Here is a 17831-nt window from a genome sequence, read left to right on the forward strand (position 1 = left end):
CGCTTGCGGCGCCGTGGGCGCGCGCATTGTTGCGCTGCGCCAGGAGGGTGTCAAGCGCCTGGTCATCCGGAGATCGCCAGCCTTTCGGAACGGTACAGCCAGGCCGTCAAGCCGATGGCCACTGCAGCCGCCGCGAAGCCGCTGGCGAGCACCAGGCCCAGCTCCTGCCCGGTCACCATCTGCCCACGCAACACCTTGATGATGCCAAGGTTCTGCCCCAACAGCGGCACCGCATACATCCAGGTGACGGCCTTGATCGGCAGCACCGACAGCATGGCGCTGGGCAGTACGGGGATGATCATCAGGATGGACAGATAGGTCTGCGCTTCGCGATAGCTTTTGGCGAACGCGGCCACCATCGACTGCAGGGCCGCCAGCAGTACCACCAGCGGCAACATCAGCAACAAGACGGTGCCTGCGAAGTGGAACCCCAGGTCCAGCACCATGCCGATGCGATCGAAGGGGATGAACAGGCCCGCCGTGGAGAACGCGGCCAGGGTGAGCAACAGGCTGACCATGGAAAACGCGCAGATCGCCAGCAGCTTTCCCGCAAGAATTTGCGACCTGGGCACGGGGTTGGCGAAGAGGGGCTCCAGCGACTGGCGTTCGCGCTCGCCCGCGGTGAGGTCGATGGCCAGGTACATGCCGCCCAGGAACACCGTCAGCACGAAGAAGTAAGGCAGGAACGAGAACATCAGCGCCGCGCGGGATTGCGACGTCGCCTGGTCGCGGTCGGCCACCTGCACAGGCCACGCCGTGGTCGGCGACAGGCCGCGGGCAATCAGCCGCATGGCGCCCTCGCGCTTGGCGTAGAGCTCGATGGCCTGCCTCACCCGCTGCACCGCCGTATTGGCATCGCGCTGGGAGGAGTCGTAGATCACTTCCACCTGCACGCCCTCGCCCTTGCTCCACGATTTGGCGTAGTCAGGCGAGATGCGCAATACCAAGTCGGCCTCCTGGGCCACCACGGCACCTTCCGGATCGCTCACCGGCGCCTTGGCGTCGATGCCGATGCCCTTCATCGCCGCCACGAAGTTCGGTGCGTACTGCGCGCCTACCACCGGCACGGCGATCGGCTTGTCGGCCTTTTCCAGTTCCCGGTTCACCACGATGTTCATCAGCATGATGAACATCACCGGGCCCAGCAGGGGGCCGGTGATCAATGCGCTGGTGATGGTGCGGCGGTCGCGCAGGTTCTCGCGTACCTCTTTGAGGAATACCGTGATCCAGGGACTCATGCGGCAAGGCCCTCGTCGGTACCGATGATGCTGACGAAGGCGTCCTCGAGGTTGGCCTGGCCGGTTTGCTTGCGCAGGGCGTCGGGCGTTTCATCGGCCACCACGCGGCCCTTGGCGATCACCACGATACGGTCACACAACGCACCCACCTCCTGCATGATGTGGCTTGAGAACAGCACGCAACGTCCTTCGTCGCGCAGCTGGAACATGAAGCGGCGCATGGCGCGCGTGGCCATCACGTCCAGGCCGTTGGTAGGTTCGTCCAGGATCACGTTGCGCGGATCGTGGATCAGTGCGCGCGCGATCGCCGTCTTCACCCGCTGGCCTTGCGAGAACCCTTCGGTACGCCGGTCGGCGATGTCTTCCATCTCAAGCGCTTTGACCAGGGCATCGCGGCGGCGGTCAAGATCGGCCTCGGGCACGCCATGCAGGCGGGCGAAGTAGTCGATGTTCTCCCGCGCGGTCAGGCGTTTGTAGAGGCCACGGGCGTCGGGCAATACGCCAAGGGAGCGGCGCACGGACAGAGGATCACGGGCGGCGTCCACGCCATCCACCAGCACCTGGCCCTGGTCGGGATTCATCAGCGTGTAGAGCATGCGCAGGGTGGTGGTCTTACCCGCGCCATTGGGACCCAACAGGCCCGTGATCTGCCCGTCGCGGGCGGTGAAGCTGACGCCGTCCACGGCCTTCACCGTGCCGAACGCCTTGTGCAGGGACTTGACCTCGATCATGGCGTGGCTCCGTTGAATCCGACGAAGACGGGAATCGGCCCCACCCGCTCAAGGCAGGCGGTGTCCAGCGTTTTGGGCGAGAGCTTGTCGATGAAGTCGTCCACTACGCGCGGCATGCAGCCGCGGCCGATTACGTTGTGGCCCTGGCCCTTGAGCACCAGGTGACGCGCGTTGGACAGGCCCTTGAGCACTTCGTCGCCGTAGCGCGGCGGCGTGACCGGGTCGTACTGGCCCGACAGCAGCAGCGCGGGCTTGTCGCTCTTGAGCGGATCGTGGAAACCCGCCGGGCGCGTGCCATGCGGCCAGATCGAGCAGGCCGTCTTGAAGGCCTCGATCATCTTGTCGCCCAGGATGGTGTCGGCATCCTGCGGTCGCGAGGTCAGCAGGTCCGCGTCTTCGGAGCAGATCACCGAATACTGCATGCCGCCGTCCATGGTGTCGCCAAGGTCGCCGGTGAGAAGCTTGGCCTGCCCCAGCAGCGGGCCCACGTCGCCGTGCGCGGCGGCGTCGATCGACAGCGGCAGCAGCGCCGCGGTTTCCGGGCCATAGGCAAACATGCGCACCACCGTGGCGAGTGCGAATTCGTTGAGGTTGCGCTTGACCGATTCATAGGTTTGCGGATCGCGGAAGCTCACCTGGTGCGGATTGGCGCGCAATGCGTCACGCAGTTGGTAGAGCGTCTGGTAGGTATCGCCGAAGCGGTCGTGGCAGGCCTTGTCGGCGGTGCAGCGGGCGAACTGGGCTTTCAGCGCGGCGTCCAGGTTCACCGCGAACTCCTCGCCAAGCACCAGTGAATTGGGCGCCACGCCATCGAGCACGAGGCTGCGCACGCCCTCCGGATGCTCGGCGGCATAACGCTGTGCCACGCGCGTGCCGTAGGAAATTCCTATCAAGTTGAATTGAGGGGAACCCAGCGCCTTGCGGGCGTCTTCGAGGTCTGCAATGGCATCGGTCGTGGTGTAGAAGCGGGGATCGGCGCCCTTGCTGACTTCGTCCAGGCAAGCCTGGGTTTCCTTGCGCAAGGCCTTTTCATCGTAGCTGGAGCTGCTGTCGTCGATGCCGCCGGCGCCCTTTTCTTCCCCGCCGCATTGCAGCGGGTGCGAATGCCCCGTGCCACGCTGGTCGATCAACAGCACGTTTCGATGCGCCAGCAGCGGCGCGAAGGCCGCGGCCACGGCGGGATAGCTCTCGGTGGCCGCCTGGCCGGGGCCACCGGCCAGCATCACCACCGGATCGCTCTTGGGAGCCTGCGCGCTGGAGCGCAACAAGGCCAGATTGAGCTTGATGTGCCGCCCGTTGGGGTTGGCGCGGTCTTCAGGTACGTCCAGCGGGGCGCACCAGGCGGCGGTAGACATACCGCTGTTGGGCTGGCCGAGCGAGCAAGGCTTCAAGGTGAGCGAGCCCACCTGCCAGGTGCGTTCAGGCGCGGGTTTCACCGGGGCCACCAGCGCCGCCGTGCTGGCGCTGGCGGGTTCCTCGTGAAGCGGCGAGGCGTCCTTATGGCGGAAGTGCTGGCTTGCCAGGATCGCGATCACCACCACGACGATGAGCGATATACGTGCGCGACTTTTCATGCGGGCTTTATTCCCCCGGTTCGAAAATGGTTTCGATCGACAGCGCGAAGAGGCGCGCGATCTTGAAGGCCAGCGGCAGGCTGGGATCGTACTTGCCGGTCTCGATTGCGTTCACCGTCTGTCGCGAGACGTCCAGTCGGTCAGCGAGGTCAGCTTGCGACCAGCCGCGCTCGGTACGAAGTTCGCGAACGTGGTTGATCACGGAAATCCTGGATTGCCATAGCGGCGCGAGGTGAGCCACATCGCCACGCCATACACGCCGATCAGCGCCGGCAACACCCAGGTGAAGAGCCCGCCCGGAACGGACAGGATCTTCGCGCTGGCCAGGAAACCGAGCGCCATGCAGGCCATGCCCACCACACACACCGCGATCGACAGCGCCATCAGGTGCATCTGCCTTTCCAGTTCGTCCGATGCCACCACGCGCCGGATGAAGGCCCAGGCTGCAAACGCCAGGGGCAACATCGGCGCCAGTGCCGCCGCCACTTTCAGCACCGGGATGTCCACGCTGTCGACCTTCGGCCAGATCATCAGCATCACGATCACGTAGGCGGCCATGGCTGGCAGGAACTCGCGTAGGTAGCGTTTGTCGATCTGGCGCATGTGATACATCCCCGGTGGTTGCCGCCCGGTATTTACAGACTGTGGAGGAAATCTGCCAGCGTTTTCTTGAACTGGGCGGGCTGGTCAAGCATGACGTAATGCCGCGAGGGAGCGATAGCGACCACGTTGGCTTTCGGCACCGTTCCCAGCAGGCCCTTGTAGTAAGCGACCTTCTGCTCCTGCGTGGCCTTCATCGGGCCCATCTGCGCATCAGGCGTGTTGTAGGGAACGATTTCAAGCACGGGCACGGTGGCTTTGGCCAGCTGCGGGCGCCAGTCGCCCGAGGCATCTTCGGCCATGTAGCGCGCAACAGTGTGTTTGTCGCTGCGTGCGTTGAAGGGCGCGTAACGCGTCGCCAGTGCCGGATCGATCACGCCGATCTTCTGCATGTAGCCCAGCTGCTGGGCCTTGAAGTCTTCATCGGAGGCCGAGCCCATCTTTTGCGCCAGGTTGGCGGAGATGGCCTGGCGCTGCTCGGCAGGCATGGCATCAAGCCCCGGGAACACGGGCAGGCCGTCCACCGCCACGGCGCCGGCGACCAGGTCGCTGTGTTCGCCTGCGAAGCGCAGGGCCAACGTGCCGCCCAGGCTATGGCCGATGATCACCGGCTTCTGGAGCTTCTTCGATTCGATCAGTTGTGCCAAAGAGGCGTCGGCGCGGTCGAAGTAGCTTTCGTCGCCGGCGGGGGCCGGGGTGCCGTCGAAGCCGGCCAGGGTGACGGCGTAGACCTGATGATCCTTGCGCAGCTCATCGATGGTGTCCTTCCACACCCAGGCGCCGCCGGCCAGGCCGGGCACCAGGATCACTGGGCGGCCGTGGTCGCCGTAGACCTGCACATGGAGCGTGCCGACCTCGAAGGTGGCTTTGGGCTTGGCGGCGTATTCGGGGCCAAGCTGGCCCGGGGCCGGGGTGGCGGCTGCAAGCGGGTCGGCGTAAGCCGGGATGGCGGCGCCAAACATCGCGGCGGCGGTAGCTGGCACGGCCAGGGTGGCAAGGGACAGGGCGAGCAAGTGGCGAAGCGGGGTACGCATGGCAATCCTCCTCATGTAAAGTGTGCTTGACACGGATCATCCGCCTGGAAACTCGGTGTGTCAAGCGTCCTTTACATATTCGTCGATTCAGGAAATTGCCAAACGTTGCAGGTAACCTCCCAAGCCTGAAGTATTGGCAAGGGTTGGGGATACATGGCTGAAGAATTGAGCTTTTCGAATAACTACACGGACGTAAGCCAGCAATACGGCACCGGTGCCGGCTTCCAGTTCGAGTTCTATTGCGAATGCTGCCGCGATACCTGGCGTTCCCCCTTCGAACCCTACCGCAGCGCCCAGGCCGCCGGATGGCTGCAGCGCATGGGCGGCGTGGCCAGCTCCCTCCTTGGCAGCGCCGGCAATGTGCTGGACGAAGCGGCCGACGGTTACGCGCGCGCTGGTTGGGGTAACGCCCGCGACGAAGCCTTCCGCCAGGCGATCGAACGCGCCAAGACCCATTTCCACCGTTGCGCGAAATGCCACGACTATGCCTGCGACAAGTGCTTCAGCACCGAGTCGGGGCTCTGCAATCGCTGTGCCCCGGATCTTGCCGCGGAGGTGAGCGCCGCGCGGCATGACGGACTGCTTGCCCAGGCGCGTGAAAACGCACGCGAAGTAGGCGTTGGACGCGCCGCCAAAGTGGACGTCGCCACCGACAGACAGTTGGTGTGTCCCGAATGCGAGACGGAAACGCACGGGGCAAAGTTCTGTCCGAACTGCGGGCATGCACTGAACACCGCGAAGAACTGCGCGGGATGTTCGACGCCGCTTCCGGCGGGGAGCAAGTTCTGTCCGGAGTGCGGGAAGGCGGCGTGACTTAACGATCCGGTATCGAACATCGAGTTGGCCGGTCATGTAGCTCTACAAGCCCACGCAACGCAAGATATTGCGCGGCATGTCATTTCGTGCGATTGCGCAATGCATGGATGATCGATGTCGACCGCTCATCAGCACTTCGCGCCCGCTCATCCCAAAGATGTTGCAATGGGTCGACATTCGCTTCAGCCTCGACCGCTATTCATTTGGGGGGGGGCACCAGAATGATGCGGAACTCGCGATCCATCACGCTCTACCTGGTCGTTGCCTTTGGGTTCGCCTGGGCATTCTGGCTGGTCGCCTGGCTGATCAGTAAGAAGCTCATTTCGCTTCCAAATCTGCTTGTGCCGATGATGTTCATCGGCTCGTTCGGCCCGTTCATAGGCGCGGGCGTGACGACCTTCAGCGAGGGTGGCTTCCGGGGAATGACGGGCTTTTACCGTCGCGGCTTCGATCCGCGAATGGGGTGGAGTGTCTTCCTGGTTTCCTTCTTCCTGATGCCGATAGTGGCGATCGTTGTCGAGTTGACGCATGCGCGACTGACGGGCCAGGCACCGCACTTCACCATGACCCTGGCGGAATTCCCGCTCAGCTATCTATTCCTGTTCGTGCTGGGCGGGACGCTGGCAGAGGAGTATGGCTGGACACTGCTGTCAGATAAGTTCGACGCGTTTCTACCCCTCAAGACTTCAACCGCGATCCTCGGGGCCGTCTGGGCACTGTGGCATCTGCCACTGTTCTTCATCATGACCAAGGGCGCCATACAAGGGTATACGCCGTTCTACATTTTCTTCATTGCCACGGTGGCCATGCGCTTTCTGTTCTCCTGGGCCTATCACCGCGGCGGCCGAAATATCTTGTCCAACATGCTCTTCCATACCGCGTCGAACATCGCCTACAGCGTGGCGGCGATTGCCCCTGCACCCGGGGATCTTTCAACGGGTCGATTGTGGATGTTCACCGCTCTTGCCCTGGTTTCGGCCGTCGTCGTCTGGGTGGTAGCGCCGCCTCGCACGGAAAGTCCCGCCCCCGCCGTCGCCTGATCATAAGGAACAGTCGCTGTGATCGAGAAGAAGTCGTTAGCCGACATTCTTAAGGGGGTTACGTACCTATCCGATCGAACTCCAGAGATGGCATTCAACGGAGGGACGGATCTGGCGTTCGCGGAGGTTGCACCGTACCGAAATGGAGCAATCTCTGTTGGTTACTATTCCGGCGACAGCGAGTGGGAGCGTCATCCGGGAGGGGATGAGATCGTGATGTCCCTCGAAGGGAGCACAACCGTCGTACTCCTTGTAGACGGTGAAGAACATCGGGTCAGCCTGAACTCTGGAGAGCTTGTGGTGGTGCCACAGAACTGCTGGCATCGCTTCGAAGGCTCCTCGCACCTCAAGTTGCTGGGCGTCACGCCGGAACCGACCGATCATAGCCTTGAGCTACCTGGTGCCTAACGATCCATCCTGATGACTCGCCAGGCGCGGATGTCGGTGGCAATGCCTACAGTTCGTCCAACTGAAACACATGGGACGGTCGCATCTGTTCGAGAGGATGTTTTGTCCGGAATGCGGGAAGGCGGATTGACTGTCGAATATCGAGCCGGCCCGACTGCATGGAGCGGGCCGGCTCTGGTCAGGATGAATCTACATCCCTGGATCGTCTTCCCCGTAGTTGGTTACAAGCGTACGGGAACCTGGCTGGATCCTCTGATTGCCGCGGCTTAGATAACCCTGATACGGGAACCAGCCTTCATGAAAGGTCCAGCCGCCGAGGACCTTGCCGTCCAAGGCCGTTGCACGATTGCCATACTCCAAAGACATATGTACGTGAGCGCCCGAACTTGAGCCACCACAAGGCAACGCATTGCCGACATATCCAAGAAAGGTTCCCGCATCGATGCGCGTGCCGTCGGCGATGCTGGGCATGTTTTCCATGTGGTAATAGGTTGTGGTGTAACCGTTGTCGTGGACGACGTGCGCCAGCGCACTGCCCCCGAGGTTGCATGTGGTGTAGTAAATACCCGCCTTCGGGGCGAGTACCCGGCCATTGAATGACCATAGGTCGACGGAATTGAACGGCCGCTGATTGGGGACATGGCCGTGTATACCGGCGGTCATCTGCCAGCCCTGGTTCACAGGCCACGGCAGGCCGATGCCGGTGGCGGTGGCAAGTGGTGCAGTCGTGGACGCCAGGTGTTGATTGGCCCAGATCCGACGCTCGTCGACACTTACCAATGTGTCAGGCATGGCGTCCAATGCTTCGAGGAATGCTTCCTGGCCCGACATGCCAAGCTTCCATCCGTCCGCCGCACGCTGGGCAAAGAAGAACGCAGTGGGCGGCGTGCCGTGGATGTCCAGTGGCAGTTTTCTCGTGACGCTGCCCATCACGTACTGCGAGGTTGCATCCTGCTTCAGCACTTCGACGAGGAGGTCGCCATCGGCGGGAGCACCGAGCGATGAGGGAAAGGCTGTGTCGCTCTGGATGAAAGCGTCCCGGGCAATACGTTCAAGATCGCCCGTGACGTCTGTCGTGGCATGGACTGTAGCAGCGCCCACCAGCGCCGCGAAGGCGACCGCGGCTCGCAATATTTTGCTGTACATGATTGGCTTCCTTCCTTGATGAATAGTCGAGGTGTGGCTCGCGCGAAATTCCATGCGAGCAGAAACCAAACTACGCCGCCGCACTCGCGTGCGCAGTCATCCATGGATGAACTTATGTAGGATCACAGGTTGCTTGCGCCGGGATGCCTTGGCGCCACTACGGCGCTAGTCTGCTTCGCCCTAGCGAATGAGTAGCGCACTCAAGGCCGCGAACTCCGCTTGCACGTCGGCGCTCGGACAAGCATGGTCATCAGGCACGTCGGGCAACGGGGCAATCGCGCTTTCCGTTCCATTCGCCACCCGGGCGGCCCGCTTCTGTTTCTGGATGTTATGGAACATCTCAAGCGACGGCTCGCGCAGCGATATCGACCGTAGTTGCTTCACCCACCCGGCAGCAAATTCCTTGTGGATCTCGAGCCGGATCGTGTCCTTCCGGACCAGGCCAATGCGGCGTTCTAGGCGAACGGTGGAATGCCACCGCTGGTTTACGTCGGTGAGGTCGCGGCGCCACTGCTTGAACTCTTGCGTCAGCGGATGACGCTTGCCCATCGTGGCGCTCAGGAAGTCGAGGATGAAACCCAGGCGATCACGAAACTCCAGGCGCTCGAGCATGAGTTCCATACCCGCATGGCATTCGGGCGCGATGCACGCGCCGACGCATCGACCGATCAGTTCGACAAGTTCTTCGTAAGAGCGAAAAAAGATCTGAAAGTCTGCATCTGATGACGCGTCCATGCGGTCTCCGGCGAGGCCACCTTCAGATAAAGGTGGCGGGCGTGTCGGTTCAAACTCCGCATCGATGAACGGCCAGGGACGAACCCTTCCGACACGCCCACCGCAAAGATGGACGATAAGAAGCCGACGCGCACCATCGTGCGCGTGCGACTCCATCGATGCAGGGGTTTGAACCCTGGCCGCTCAAGGCGGCCCGCCGATGTTGCCAAAGTCGCCGCGGCATCTCTATCGGAACGGTCGCAAATGTGCGCAGGAAAACGAACGGAAGTTTCCGCAAAGAGCACGTCGAGTGAGTCATCCATTGACTCTGACCCCTAGCTATCGCCTAGTGGTCGCGCGTCGTGGCCAGGCACAGTCCGTCTAGCGGATGACCCTGGTGATGGTTGCCAGCTACCCCGCAGGCGCCAACAACGCATCCAGATCACTCTGGTCGAAGCTGAGCTTCTCGCGGCTGCCGCCACCCTCCAGCACCGCATGCGCCAGTTCCGCCTTGCGCGCCTTCAGTTCCTCGATACGCTCTTCCACCGTGTTGGCGGTGATCAGGCGGAAGACGAACACGGGCTTGTCCTGGCCGATGCGATGGGCGCGGTCGGAGGCCTGGGCTTCGGCGGCGGGATTCCACCACGGGTCGTAGTGGATCACGGTGTCGGCGGCGGTGAGGTTCAAGCCCACGCCGCCGGCTTTGAGCGACAGCAGGAACAGCGGCACTTCGCCGGCCTGGAAACGCTGCACGGGTTCGGCGCGGTCGCGCGTTTCACCGGTGAGGGTGACATAGGAGATGCGGCGGCGATCGAGTTCGTGGGCGATCAGCTTCAGCATTTCGGTGAACTGGCTGAACAGCAGCACGCGCCGGCCTTCGGCCAGCAGGTTCGGCAACATGTCCATCAGCAGTTCGAACTTTGCCGATTCGCGCACGCCGCGCGCCGCTTCCAGTTTCACCAGGCGCGGGTCGCAACATACCTGGCGCAGCTTCAGCAGCGCATCGAGTACCACGATGCCGCTGTGGGCGATGCCGCGCTGGGCGATGACGTCACGCAATTCTTCCGACAGGGAAAGACGCAGGCTTTCGTAAAGCTCGCGCTGGCGGCCTTCGAACACCACGCGACGGGTGATCTCGGTCTTGGCCGGAAGCTCGGACGCCACCTGCGCCTTCGTGCGGCGCAGGATGAACGGCGCGATGCGACGGTTCAGGCGCTCCTGCACTTCCAGGTCGTGCTGTTTCTCGATCGGTCCGCGGTAGTGGCGGCGGAAGGCACCTTCGTCGCCAAGCAGGCCCGGCACGGCCAGGTCGATCTGCGACCACAGTTCGCCCAGGTGGTTTTCCAGCGGCGTGCCGGTGAGGCACAGGCAGCGCGGCGCCTGCAGCGACAGCAGCGCGCGACGCGCCTGGGTGCGCGGGTTCTTCACCTGCTGCGCTTCATCCAGCACGACCAACGCGAACGGCTGCTTCTTCAGCGCGGCCACATCGCGCGGCAGCAGCGCATAACTGGTAAGGACGATGTCGAAGGTGCCCAGCTGCGCGAAACCTTCGGCGCGCTGCGGACCGTGCAATGCCAGCAAGCTCAAGGAAGGTGCGAAACGCGCGGTCTCGGCGATCCAGTTCGGGATCAGGCTGGTCGGCACCACGATCAGGGCCGGCGACGTAAGCGAGCCGCTTTCCTTCAGGCTAAGCAGATGGGCGATCAGCTGCAGGGTTTTACCCAGGCCCATGTCATCAGCCAGCACGCCGCCCACTTCCGCTTCGGCCAGCGCGTTCAACCAGCGCAGGCCTTCGCGCTGGTAGGGGCGCAACTCTGCCTGCAAGGCTTCGGGCACGGCATCACTGGCGCGTTCGCCGGCATCGCGCAGGCGTTGGGTGAATCCACGCAGGCGCTCAGGGGCCTCGAACGACCCGCCGGCAGGCAGCGCCAGCGCCAGTTCTTCCAGGCGTCCGGCCTGCACACGCGGCAAATGCAACGACTGCTTCGGGCGTTCGAGGTATTCGGCCAGCGGTGCCAGCAGACCGCGCAGGTCCTTCAATCGCACCGGCACGCGTCGACGATCGTCGACGGGCGCATACCACACAGCGTCGTCCGCCTCGCTGGCACCGGGGCTCAGTGAGAACTGATGTTCGGCCAAGGCCTGCGCCACCGCCGGCAGCAGGTTCACCCGCTTGCCTTCCACCTCGATGCCGATCTCCAGGTCGAAGGCGTGGTCGGCGTCGTCTTCGGCCGCCTTGCCATACCAGCGCACGGGGCCTTCAAGCACCTCGAATGGGAAGCTGGGCGCGTATTCGATGTGGAAGCCGTCCGCTTCCAGCCTTGCACGCAAGGCCAGCCAGCGCGCCGGCGTGTTCACTTCCAGGGCGCCGGCATATCCCTTGCCGGGGAACAGCCACGCGTCGTCGGGCAGGGTGTCGGCCATGTCCCAGGGCAGGCCCTCGGTGTCCACGGCGGGGTTCAGGCCCGCTGCTTCCAGGTGCTCCATGCTGGCCAGCTCCTCCGCGCGGCGGCGGGTGATTTCTACCAGCGATCCGGAGCGAACGCGACGCACCAACGGCTCACCGCCACGACCGGGCAGACGCTCGCCGGCGTAATCGAAGGCCAGGCGTGCGTAAGCCAACGGTGGTGTGCCGACAGCAAGGCGCGCATGGCGTGTCAGCGCATGCAGGACCACTACAGGCTGCGGCGGCAAGGAGGCGCGGCGCACACCGTCGAACACCTGGGGTGCCGGCACGCGCGATTCACGGCCGCCTTCGGCCAGTGCGTGGCGCATCGCCTGCGAATGTTCCGGCGACAGCGGCGGCAGGTCGAGCCACGCGGTTTCTTCCAGGCCGCCTTCTAAGATGCCCATCTCGGCATGCTCGGCATCGAGGTACCACAGGTGCTCGATGCGCAGCAGACGCTGGCTGGTGGGAAGCACCGGCAGCAGGCGCTGGCGGCCGTCTTTCTCCAGTAGCCAGCGCCAGCCCAGCGGGCGGGCCTTGCCGCGCGAAAGGTGAAGGCCCGCCGTGCCGCCAAAGAAACATGGCGCCGTGTCGAGCATCTCAGCGAGCAGGGCGTCGCCCAGGTGGGCGGACAAGCGTGCATACGTGCGGCCCTTGCGCACAGTTTGGCCCAGGCCCAACACCGTGGCGGCGAGGCGGATTTCAGCCACGGTGAGCGCCGCGGTGGGCAGATGCTTGCCATCGAGCGGCGTCGGGCGCGCGTAACGACCCTGGGCAAGAACGGTAAGCAACACGGGAGCGGCCTCAAGCCGGCCGGCCGCCTCGTTCTCGTCGTTGACCATTTCCAGGAAGAAGCCCAGCACCACGTGTTCGGCGGCGGGTGCGGGTACCGGATCGAGCATGCGCTTCCAGGCGACGGGCAAGGCTTCGCCATGCCCACTGGCGTGGGTCAGGCCCTGGCTTCGTTTGCCGCTGGGTTGTTGCATCGGCCGCCGGTCGCGATTCGCAAAAGAACCAGCTTAGCAGGGGCGGATGAAAGTACTGCCACGACCTTTGGGGCATGCCCCGGCCGGGTATCGGAACGATTCAGCGGGGCTGCGCGATGCTGGGCGGTCAGCCCTGTCCAAACAGGCCGTGCGGGTACTCCGGCTTGCGTTCACGGGCCATCAACGCGCGCAAGCCTTCCACCGGGGTGACCTCGCCATGCAGGACCGCGCGTACGCCGCTGGCAATGGGAAGATCCAGCTGGTGGAACTCCGCCAACCGGGCCACTTCATCGGCGGTCACCACGCTTTCCACGACCTGGCCAATCTGCCGGATGGCTTCGTCGATCGGCACGCCACGACCGAGCGCCAGGCCCAGTCGGCGATTGCGGGAAAGATCACCCGTACAGGTAAGGACCAGATCGCCAAGGCCCGACAGACCCATCAGGGTTTCCGCACGCGCACCTAGGGCCACGCCCAGGCGCAGCATCTCGTTCATGCCGCGGGTGATGAGGCCCGCGCGGGCATTGAGGCCCAGCTCCATGCCATCGGCAACGCCGGTGGCTACGGCCAGCACGTTCTTCATCGCACCGCCCAGCTCCGCACCCAGCATGTCGTTGCCGGTGTAGGCGCGAAGATTCGGCGCGTGCAGCAAAGTGGCCATGCGCGTGGCGAATGGCTCGTTATCCGAATGCACGGTGACGGCGCTGGGCAGGCCCATCGCCACTTCCCGGGCAAACGAGGGACCGGTGATCACCGCCGCCGGGCGACCAGGCCATTCGTCGTCGACCAGCTCATGCAGGAAGCGTCCGGTGCCGGGCTCGAAACCCTTGGTGGCCCAGGCCACGGCGGTCTTGGGCCCCAGCAACGGGCCGATCTCGGCCAGCATGGCGGCGAAGGCGTGGCTGGGCACGACGATAAGCACGATGTCCGCGCCCTCGAGGGCGGCGGCCAGGTTGCTTTCGTAGCGGAGTTCTTCCGGGAGCTCGACTTCCGGCAGGTAACGGGCGTTGCGCCGGCTGGTGGCCATGGCCGCCAGCGCTTCCGCGCCGCGGCCCCACAACCGCGTGTCCGCGCCGTTACGCGCCAGCAACGCCGCCAGCGCCGTGCCCCAGGAGCCGGCGCCGAGGACGGCGACCGTGGCAGGAGGGGACATGCCGGTTATCAGCTATTGAGGGTCTGCGTCTCGCCACTGACCAGCCGGCGCTGCTGCTCGGCGTATAGGGCGTCGAAATTGATCGGCTGCAGCAGGAACGGCGGGAAGCCGCCCTCCTGGACCATCGAGGAGACCATCTGGCGAGCATACGGGAACAGCAGGTTCGGGCAGTAGCTGCCCAGGATGCCGTCGCGGTCGTTGTCGGCGAAGCCGGCCACGCCGAAGATGCCGGCCTGGTGTACTTCGGCCAGGTACGCGGTGCGCTCGCCCAGGCTGCAGGTGAGGGTGAGCGAAAGGACCACTTCGAAGATGTCCTCGCCAAGGTCGGTGGCCTTGTGGCCCAGGTTCAGCTGGACCTGGGGCTGGTCGACGCCTTCACCGATTTCCTGGAATACCTGCGGGGCGTTGGGTGCCTCGAAGGAGGCGTCCTTCACGTAGATCTTCTGCAGGACCAGCTGCGGGCCGGCCGCCTGGCCGTTGACGTTGGTGTCGGACATGTGGATTCCCTCGGTAAATGCGGTCTTAAGATGCGGTTTGAAGGCGCACTGCGGGCGCCAAAGAGGCCAATTGTTTCATACATCCTTGGCATCCGCACCCGCGACTTGCGCGCCCATGTAGGCTTCTGCGACAATGCGCGGCTTACCTGTGCCACCCCGATCCGTCGGGGAAGCCCGCCGCACGCCGCGGGGCCCATGGCAAACAGGGGTTCCACCTCCAGCCAAAGGCGCGTAACGGTCCCGATCGGACCGTGGCTGGGCCGATGCCGTCCTGGCCAAGGGGCGGTCTAACCAAATTACGGAGGTCATCATGGCCCGTAGATGCCAAGTCACCGGAAAGGGTGTGCAGACCGGCAACAACGTCTCGCACGCAAACAACAGGACCCGTCGCCGCTGGTTGCCCAACCTGCACGAGCGCCGCTTCTGGGTCGAAAGCGAGAAGCGTTGGATCAAGCTTCGCGTCAGCAACCACGCCCTGCGCACGATCGACAAGAATGGCATCGAAGCCGTGATCGCCGACCTGCGTACCCGCGGCGAAAAAATCTAAGGAGAACCAGACATGGCTGGCAAGCGTGACAAAATTCGCCTGATTTCCTCTGCAGGTACCGGTCACTTCTACACGACCGACAAGAACAAGAAGAACACCCCGGAAAAGATGGAAATGCTCAAGTACGACCCGGTCGTACGCAAGCATGTGAATTACAAGGAAGGCAAGATCAAGTAATACCAAAACCCGCCGCAAGGCGGGTTTTTTTTGCCCGGGCATTCTCTTATCAGGTAGGCGGAAAACCGTCGGGTGCGTTAAGCGTCAGGGATGGGGTAAGTTTCCCCACGTATTCCTGCCAGGAAGAATGCCCATGGACCGTCCCGCCCTTGCCCTGCCCCTGCGCGTCGTCGCGACCATCGCCGCGCTGTGCGCCAGCCCGATGACCCAGGCCTTCCAGGCCGGCACGGCACCAACCCAGCCACCCGGCAACGCGGGGCCCGCCTCGGCCAGTACCTCGCCGGACCTGCACCAGCAGGCCATGGACTTCACCGGCGGTGAGAAGATCATCAACTGCATCGATGGCCTGGAGCGCATCCTGCCAGCCGACTACTACGGTTGTCGCGCGCTATACCACCTGCAGCGGGAACACTGGTCCAGCTACAGGGAATCGCTGCGCGACGCCGCCTATTGGGCCAACAAGAATGCGCAATACCTGCTGGGCATTGCCTTCTTCAACGGTGACGTTGGCGACATTCAGGCCAATCGCCCGCTGGGCCTGGCATGGCTGGCCCTGGCCGCTGAACGCAAGAACCCTGACTACGTCACCGCCTATGCCAATGCCGTCGTGCGCAGCACCCCGGCGGAAAAGCAGCAGGCCTCGAAGATCTACCTGAAGCTAAAGAAGGACTACAGCGACAAGGTCGCCGGCACCCGCGCGGTGCAGCGCTACAACCATGAGATCCAGCCGATGCAGGATGCCGCCCAAAGCGGCGGCTTCGCCTATATCAGCGGCTTCGGACCTTTCCCGGAACAGGCCACGACCGTGGTCAAGCGCCTGCACGACCAGGCCGAGAAAGATTTCGATGGCCTGATGGGCACGGTCACGGTGGGCGCCATCGATACCGACGCGCATAGCGCACAGATCCGTCCGGAAGCGTCGAAGTAGGGGCAGCCCAGCCGCCCCCACCCGTTTATTTCTTCAGCTGTGCCGGGATGAACTTCGTACGCACCGCCTCGGCCAGTTGATCCGGCGGCAACAGGCCCTGGTCCACCAGGAAGTTGTTGAATGCCAGCCGGTCGAATTTCTTGCCGAGGGCAACTTCCGTCTGTGCGCGCAGCTGCAACAGGCGCATGTACCCATAGAAGTACGCCGTGGCCTGGCCGGGGCTGTTGAAGGTGTAGCGGTCCAGTTCCTGGCGCGCCATCGCCTCGGACATGCCCACGTCGTTCACCAGGATCTCATGCGCACGCTCGCGGTCGATGAGCCCCAGGTTCAACATCGGATCAAGGAAGGCGCGCGCCGCACGCAACATGCGGAATTGCAGCGCGATGAACTGGCCTGCCGGCGGCTCATAAGGAACCATCTCCGCTTCCGCGTAGAGCGCCCAGCCTTCCACGTTTACGCTATTGAAGGCGAACAGGCTGCGGGTGAGCGACACGCCCCGCTCCACCATCGCCGCGAACTGCAGCTCATGGCCCGGGCGGCCTTCGTGGGCGGTGAGCGTCCACGCCGCCGCCTCGAAGGTGAAGTCGTCATAGGCATCGCTGGCCTTGCCGTTGGCAGGCGGGTTGCCCATGGTAAGCACGAAAGTACCGCGCTCGCCCTTGTTGCCCACGAACGGCGGCGGATCCATGTGCGGCGCGGGCACGGCGGCGCTCTCCGCCTCCGATGCCAGGCGCATGGCCATCTTGCGCTTGGGCAGGTCCACGATGCGCTCGCGCCGGATGGCATCCTCGATCTTTTCAAGCACCGCGTGATAGGTGGGTTCCACCGCATCCTTGGCCAGCTGCTTCTTCTTCAGCGCCTTGAGCACCGACTGGTAATCCCCCGCGGGGAGATTTTCAGCCTTGGCCACTTCGGGCGCCAGCGCCTGCAAGGCGTAGCGCGTTTCCATGAATTCAAGTTGCGCCTGCCGGATCAATTCGCGCGGGTCGATGTCCAGGCCCACCAGCTTCAGGCCAAACGCGTATAGCGGTTCGGGCAGGCGTGCCTCGGCACGGGCATGAGGCAACACGGTGCTGCGCGTGAACGCATCGTATTGCGTCATCTGCGCGTCGAGCTTTGCAAGCGCAGTATCGGCGCCGGCAATCTTGTACTTGGCGAAGAGCTTGTGCACGCCGTCGACATAACGCGAGGTGTTACCCAGGTTCTGTTCCACCTCGCCCTTGAACGGGCCGATCAGGTCTTTGTTGCCAAGACGCTCGGTGAAGCGCGCCTTGGCTTCGTCGACGATCGGTGTGCAGCCAGGCGCCATACCGACGTAGCACTGCAGGCGCGCCAATGCGAAGTTGCGGCGCGCCGGATCGGTTTCGTCCTTCAGCAGGGCGAACTCACCGTTGAAGATCAGCTGGCCGACATCGGTATACGGCAACAGGTACTTGCCGTTGAGGTCGATGCCTTCGATCTGGTGGTCTACCTGGCTCTTGAGGATTTTCAGATCCTGCAGGACGTTGGGATCTTTCTCCTGTGCCAGCCGCGCATCGAGCTTCTTGCCCACATCCACCAGCGCGGCGCGCTGGCGGACATCGATGTCCTTGCCAAGGTCGGCAACCTTGGCGTCGTATCCGTCCAGGCCCACGCTGGAAGCGGTTTCCGGGCTGAAGGTAGCTGTTTCTACCAGCAGCAGCTGTGCATCGGCGTTGCTGCGGGCAATCCATGGCTGTGCTGCGGGTGCCTGGGCGAGGGACAGTCCGGACAAGGCCAGCCCGAGGGCTGCGGCGAGGTAGGTGCGCATGCGCGAT

The 17831-nt window shown here is 63.8% G+C and carries 18 protein-coding genes; 6 read left to right on the plus strand and 12 right to left on the minus strand.

Annotated features, from left to right (window positions below; all coding sequences use genetic code 11):
* Positions 1-62 precede the first annotated feature (62 nt).
* From NDK18_RS08810 to NDK18_RS08835, 6 genes are read right to left on the minus strand one after another with little or no spacing between them, the layout of a single operon-like run.
* Positions 63-1238: an ABC transporter permease gene (locus NDK18_RS08810; protein WP_250624662.1), complete on the minus strand. Its 1176-nt coding sequence runs from the start codon at positions 1236-1238 to the stop codon at positions 63-65.
* On the minus strand, positions 1235-1969 hold the full coding sequence (locus tag NDK18_RS08815) for an ABC transporter ATP-binding protein (RefSeq protein ID WP_250624661.1): 735 nt from the start codon (positions 1967-1969) through the stop codon (positions 1235-1237). Before NDK18_RS08815 ends, NDK18_RS08810 begins: the two co-directional genes overlap by 4 nt.
* A complete protein-coding gene (locus NDK18_RS08820) occupies positions 1966-3543 on the minus strand; it encodes an alpha/beta fold hydrolase (protein WP_250627550.1) in 1578 nt (525 codons plus the stop codon). The genes NDK18_RS08815 and NDK18_RS08820 overlap by 4 nt, the downstream gene beginning before the upstream one ends.
* A gap of 7 nt (positions 3544-3550) precedes the next feature.
* Positions 3551-3745, minus strand: a complete 195-nt coding sequence (locus NDK18_RS08825; RefSeq protein ID WP_250624659.1) for a helix-turn-helix transcriptional regulator — start codon at positions 3743-3745, stop codon at positions 3551-3553.
* Positions 3742-4146: a hypothetical protein gene (locus NDK18_RS08830; RefSeq protein WP_250624658.1), complete on the minus strand. Its 405-nt coding sequence runs from the start codon at positions 4144-4146 to the stop codon at positions 3742-3744. The genes NDK18_RS08825 and NDK18_RS08830 overlap by 4 nt, the downstream gene beginning before the upstream one ends.
* 32 nt (positions 4147-4178) lie before the next feature.
* Positions 4179-5177, minus strand: coding sequence for an alpha/beta fold hydrolase (locus tag NDK18_RS08835; RefSeq protein WP_250627551.1), 999 nt, complete (start codon positions 5175-5177; stop codon positions 4179-4181).
* 153 nt (positions 5178-5330) lie between these two features.
* On the opposite strand from NDK18_RS08835, the gene NDK18_RS08840 reads away from it, so the two are divergent.
* From NDK18_RS08840 to NDK18_RS08850, 3 genes are all read left to right on the plus strand, one after another.
* Complete coding sequence (locus tag NDK18_RS08840) at positions 5331-5990, plus strand: zinc ribbon domain-containing protein (RefSeq protein WP_250624656.1); 660 nt, start codon at positions 5331-5333, stop codon at positions 5988-5990.
* 224 nt (positions 5991-6214) lie between these two features.
* On the plus strand, positions 6215-7033 hold the full coding sequence (locus NDK18_RS08845; protein WP_250627552.1) for a hypothetical protein: 819 nt from the start codon (positions 6215-6217) through the stop codon (positions 7031-7033).
* Between the two features lie 18 nt (positions 7034-7051).
* Positions 7052-7441, plus strand: a complete 390-nt coding sequence (locus tag NDK18_RS08850) for a cupin domain-containing protein (RefSeq protein WP_250627553.1) — start codon at positions 7052-7054, stop codon at positions 7439-7441.
* A 189-nt stretch (positions 7442-7630) separates the two neighbouring features.
* On the opposite strand, the gene NDK18_RS08855 is transcribed toward NDK18_RS08850, so the two are convergent.
* From NDK18_RS08855 to secB, 5 genes are all read right to left on the minus strand, one after another.
* The gene (locus NDK18_RS08855) at positions 7631-8641 is read right to left on the minus strand and encodes a M23 family metallopeptidase (RefSeq protein ID WP_250627554.1); all 1011 of its coding nucleotides are present in this window, start codon (positions 8639-8641) and stop codon (positions 7631-7633) included.
* Between the two features lie 126 nt (positions 8642-8767).
* Positions 8768-9322 carry a hypothetical protein gene (locus tag NDK18_RS08860; protein WP_250627555.1) on the minus strand — a complete coding sequence of 185 codons (555 nt, stop codon included), beginning with the start codon at positions 9320-9322 and terminating at the stop codon, positions 8768-8770.
* Between the two features lie 390 nt (positions 9323-9712).
* Complete coding sequence (locus NDK18_RS08865; protein ID WP_250627556.1) at positions 9713-12733, minus strand: DEAD/DEAH box helicase; 3021 nt, start codon at positions 12731-12733, stop codon at positions 9713-9715.
* A gap of 127 nt (positions 12734-12860) precedes the next feature.
* Positions 12861-13886, minus strand: a complete 1026-nt coding sequence (locus tag NDK18_RS08870; protein WP_250624650.1) for an NAD(P)H-dependent glycerol-3-phosphate dehydrogenase — start codon at positions 13884-13886, stop codon at positions 12861-12863.
* A gap of 8 nt (positions 13887-13894) precedes the next feature.
* Complete coding sequence (secB, locus tag NDK18_RS08875) at positions 13895-14383, minus strand: protein-export chaperone SecB (RefSeq protein WP_250624649.1); 489 nt, start codon at positions 14381-14383, stop codon at positions 13895-13897.
* A 310-nt stretch (positions 14384-14693) separates the two neighbouring features.
* Between secB and rpmB the strand changes: the two genes are divergently transcribed.
* From rpmB to NDK18_RS08890, 3 genes are all read left to right on the plus strand, one after another.
* Positions 14694-14930, plus strand: a complete 237-nt coding sequence (gene rpmB, locus NDK18_RS08880; RefSeq protein ID WP_250624648.1) for a 50S ribosomal protein L28 — start codon at positions 14694-14696, stop codon at positions 14928-14930.
* A 12-nt stretch (positions 14931-14942) separates the two neighbouring features.
* Positions 14943-15107 carry a 50S ribosomal protein L33 gene (rpmG, locus tag NDK18_RS08885; protein WP_250624647.1) on the plus strand — a complete coding sequence of 55 codons (165 nt, stop codon included), beginning with the start codon at positions 14943-14945 and terminating at the stop codon, positions 15105-15107.
* Positions 15108-15240: 133 nt separating this feature from the next.
* Positions 15241-16035: a hypothetical protein gene (locus NDK18_RS08890; RefSeq protein ID WP_250624646.1), complete on the plus strand. Its 795-nt coding sequence runs from the start codon at positions 15241-15243 to the stop codon at positions 16033-16035.
* A gap of 25 nt (positions 16036-16060) precedes the next feature.
* On the opposite strand, the gene NDK18_RS08895 is transcribed toward NDK18_RS08890, so the two are convergent.
* On the minus strand, positions 16061-17824 hold the full coding sequence (locus tag NDK18_RS08895; RefSeq protein ID WP_250627557.1) for a DUF885 domain-containing protein: 1764 nt from the start codon (positions 17822-17824) through the stop codon (positions 16061-16063).
* Positions 17825-17831: the final 7 nt, after the last annotated feature.

This window comes from Pinirhizobacter soli (assembly GCF_015905305.1).
In the GTDB taxonomy this organism is placed as follows: Bacteria; Pseudomonadota; Gammaproteobacteria; order Xanthomonadales; family Rhodanobacteraceae; genus Pinirhizobacter; species Pinirhizobacter soli.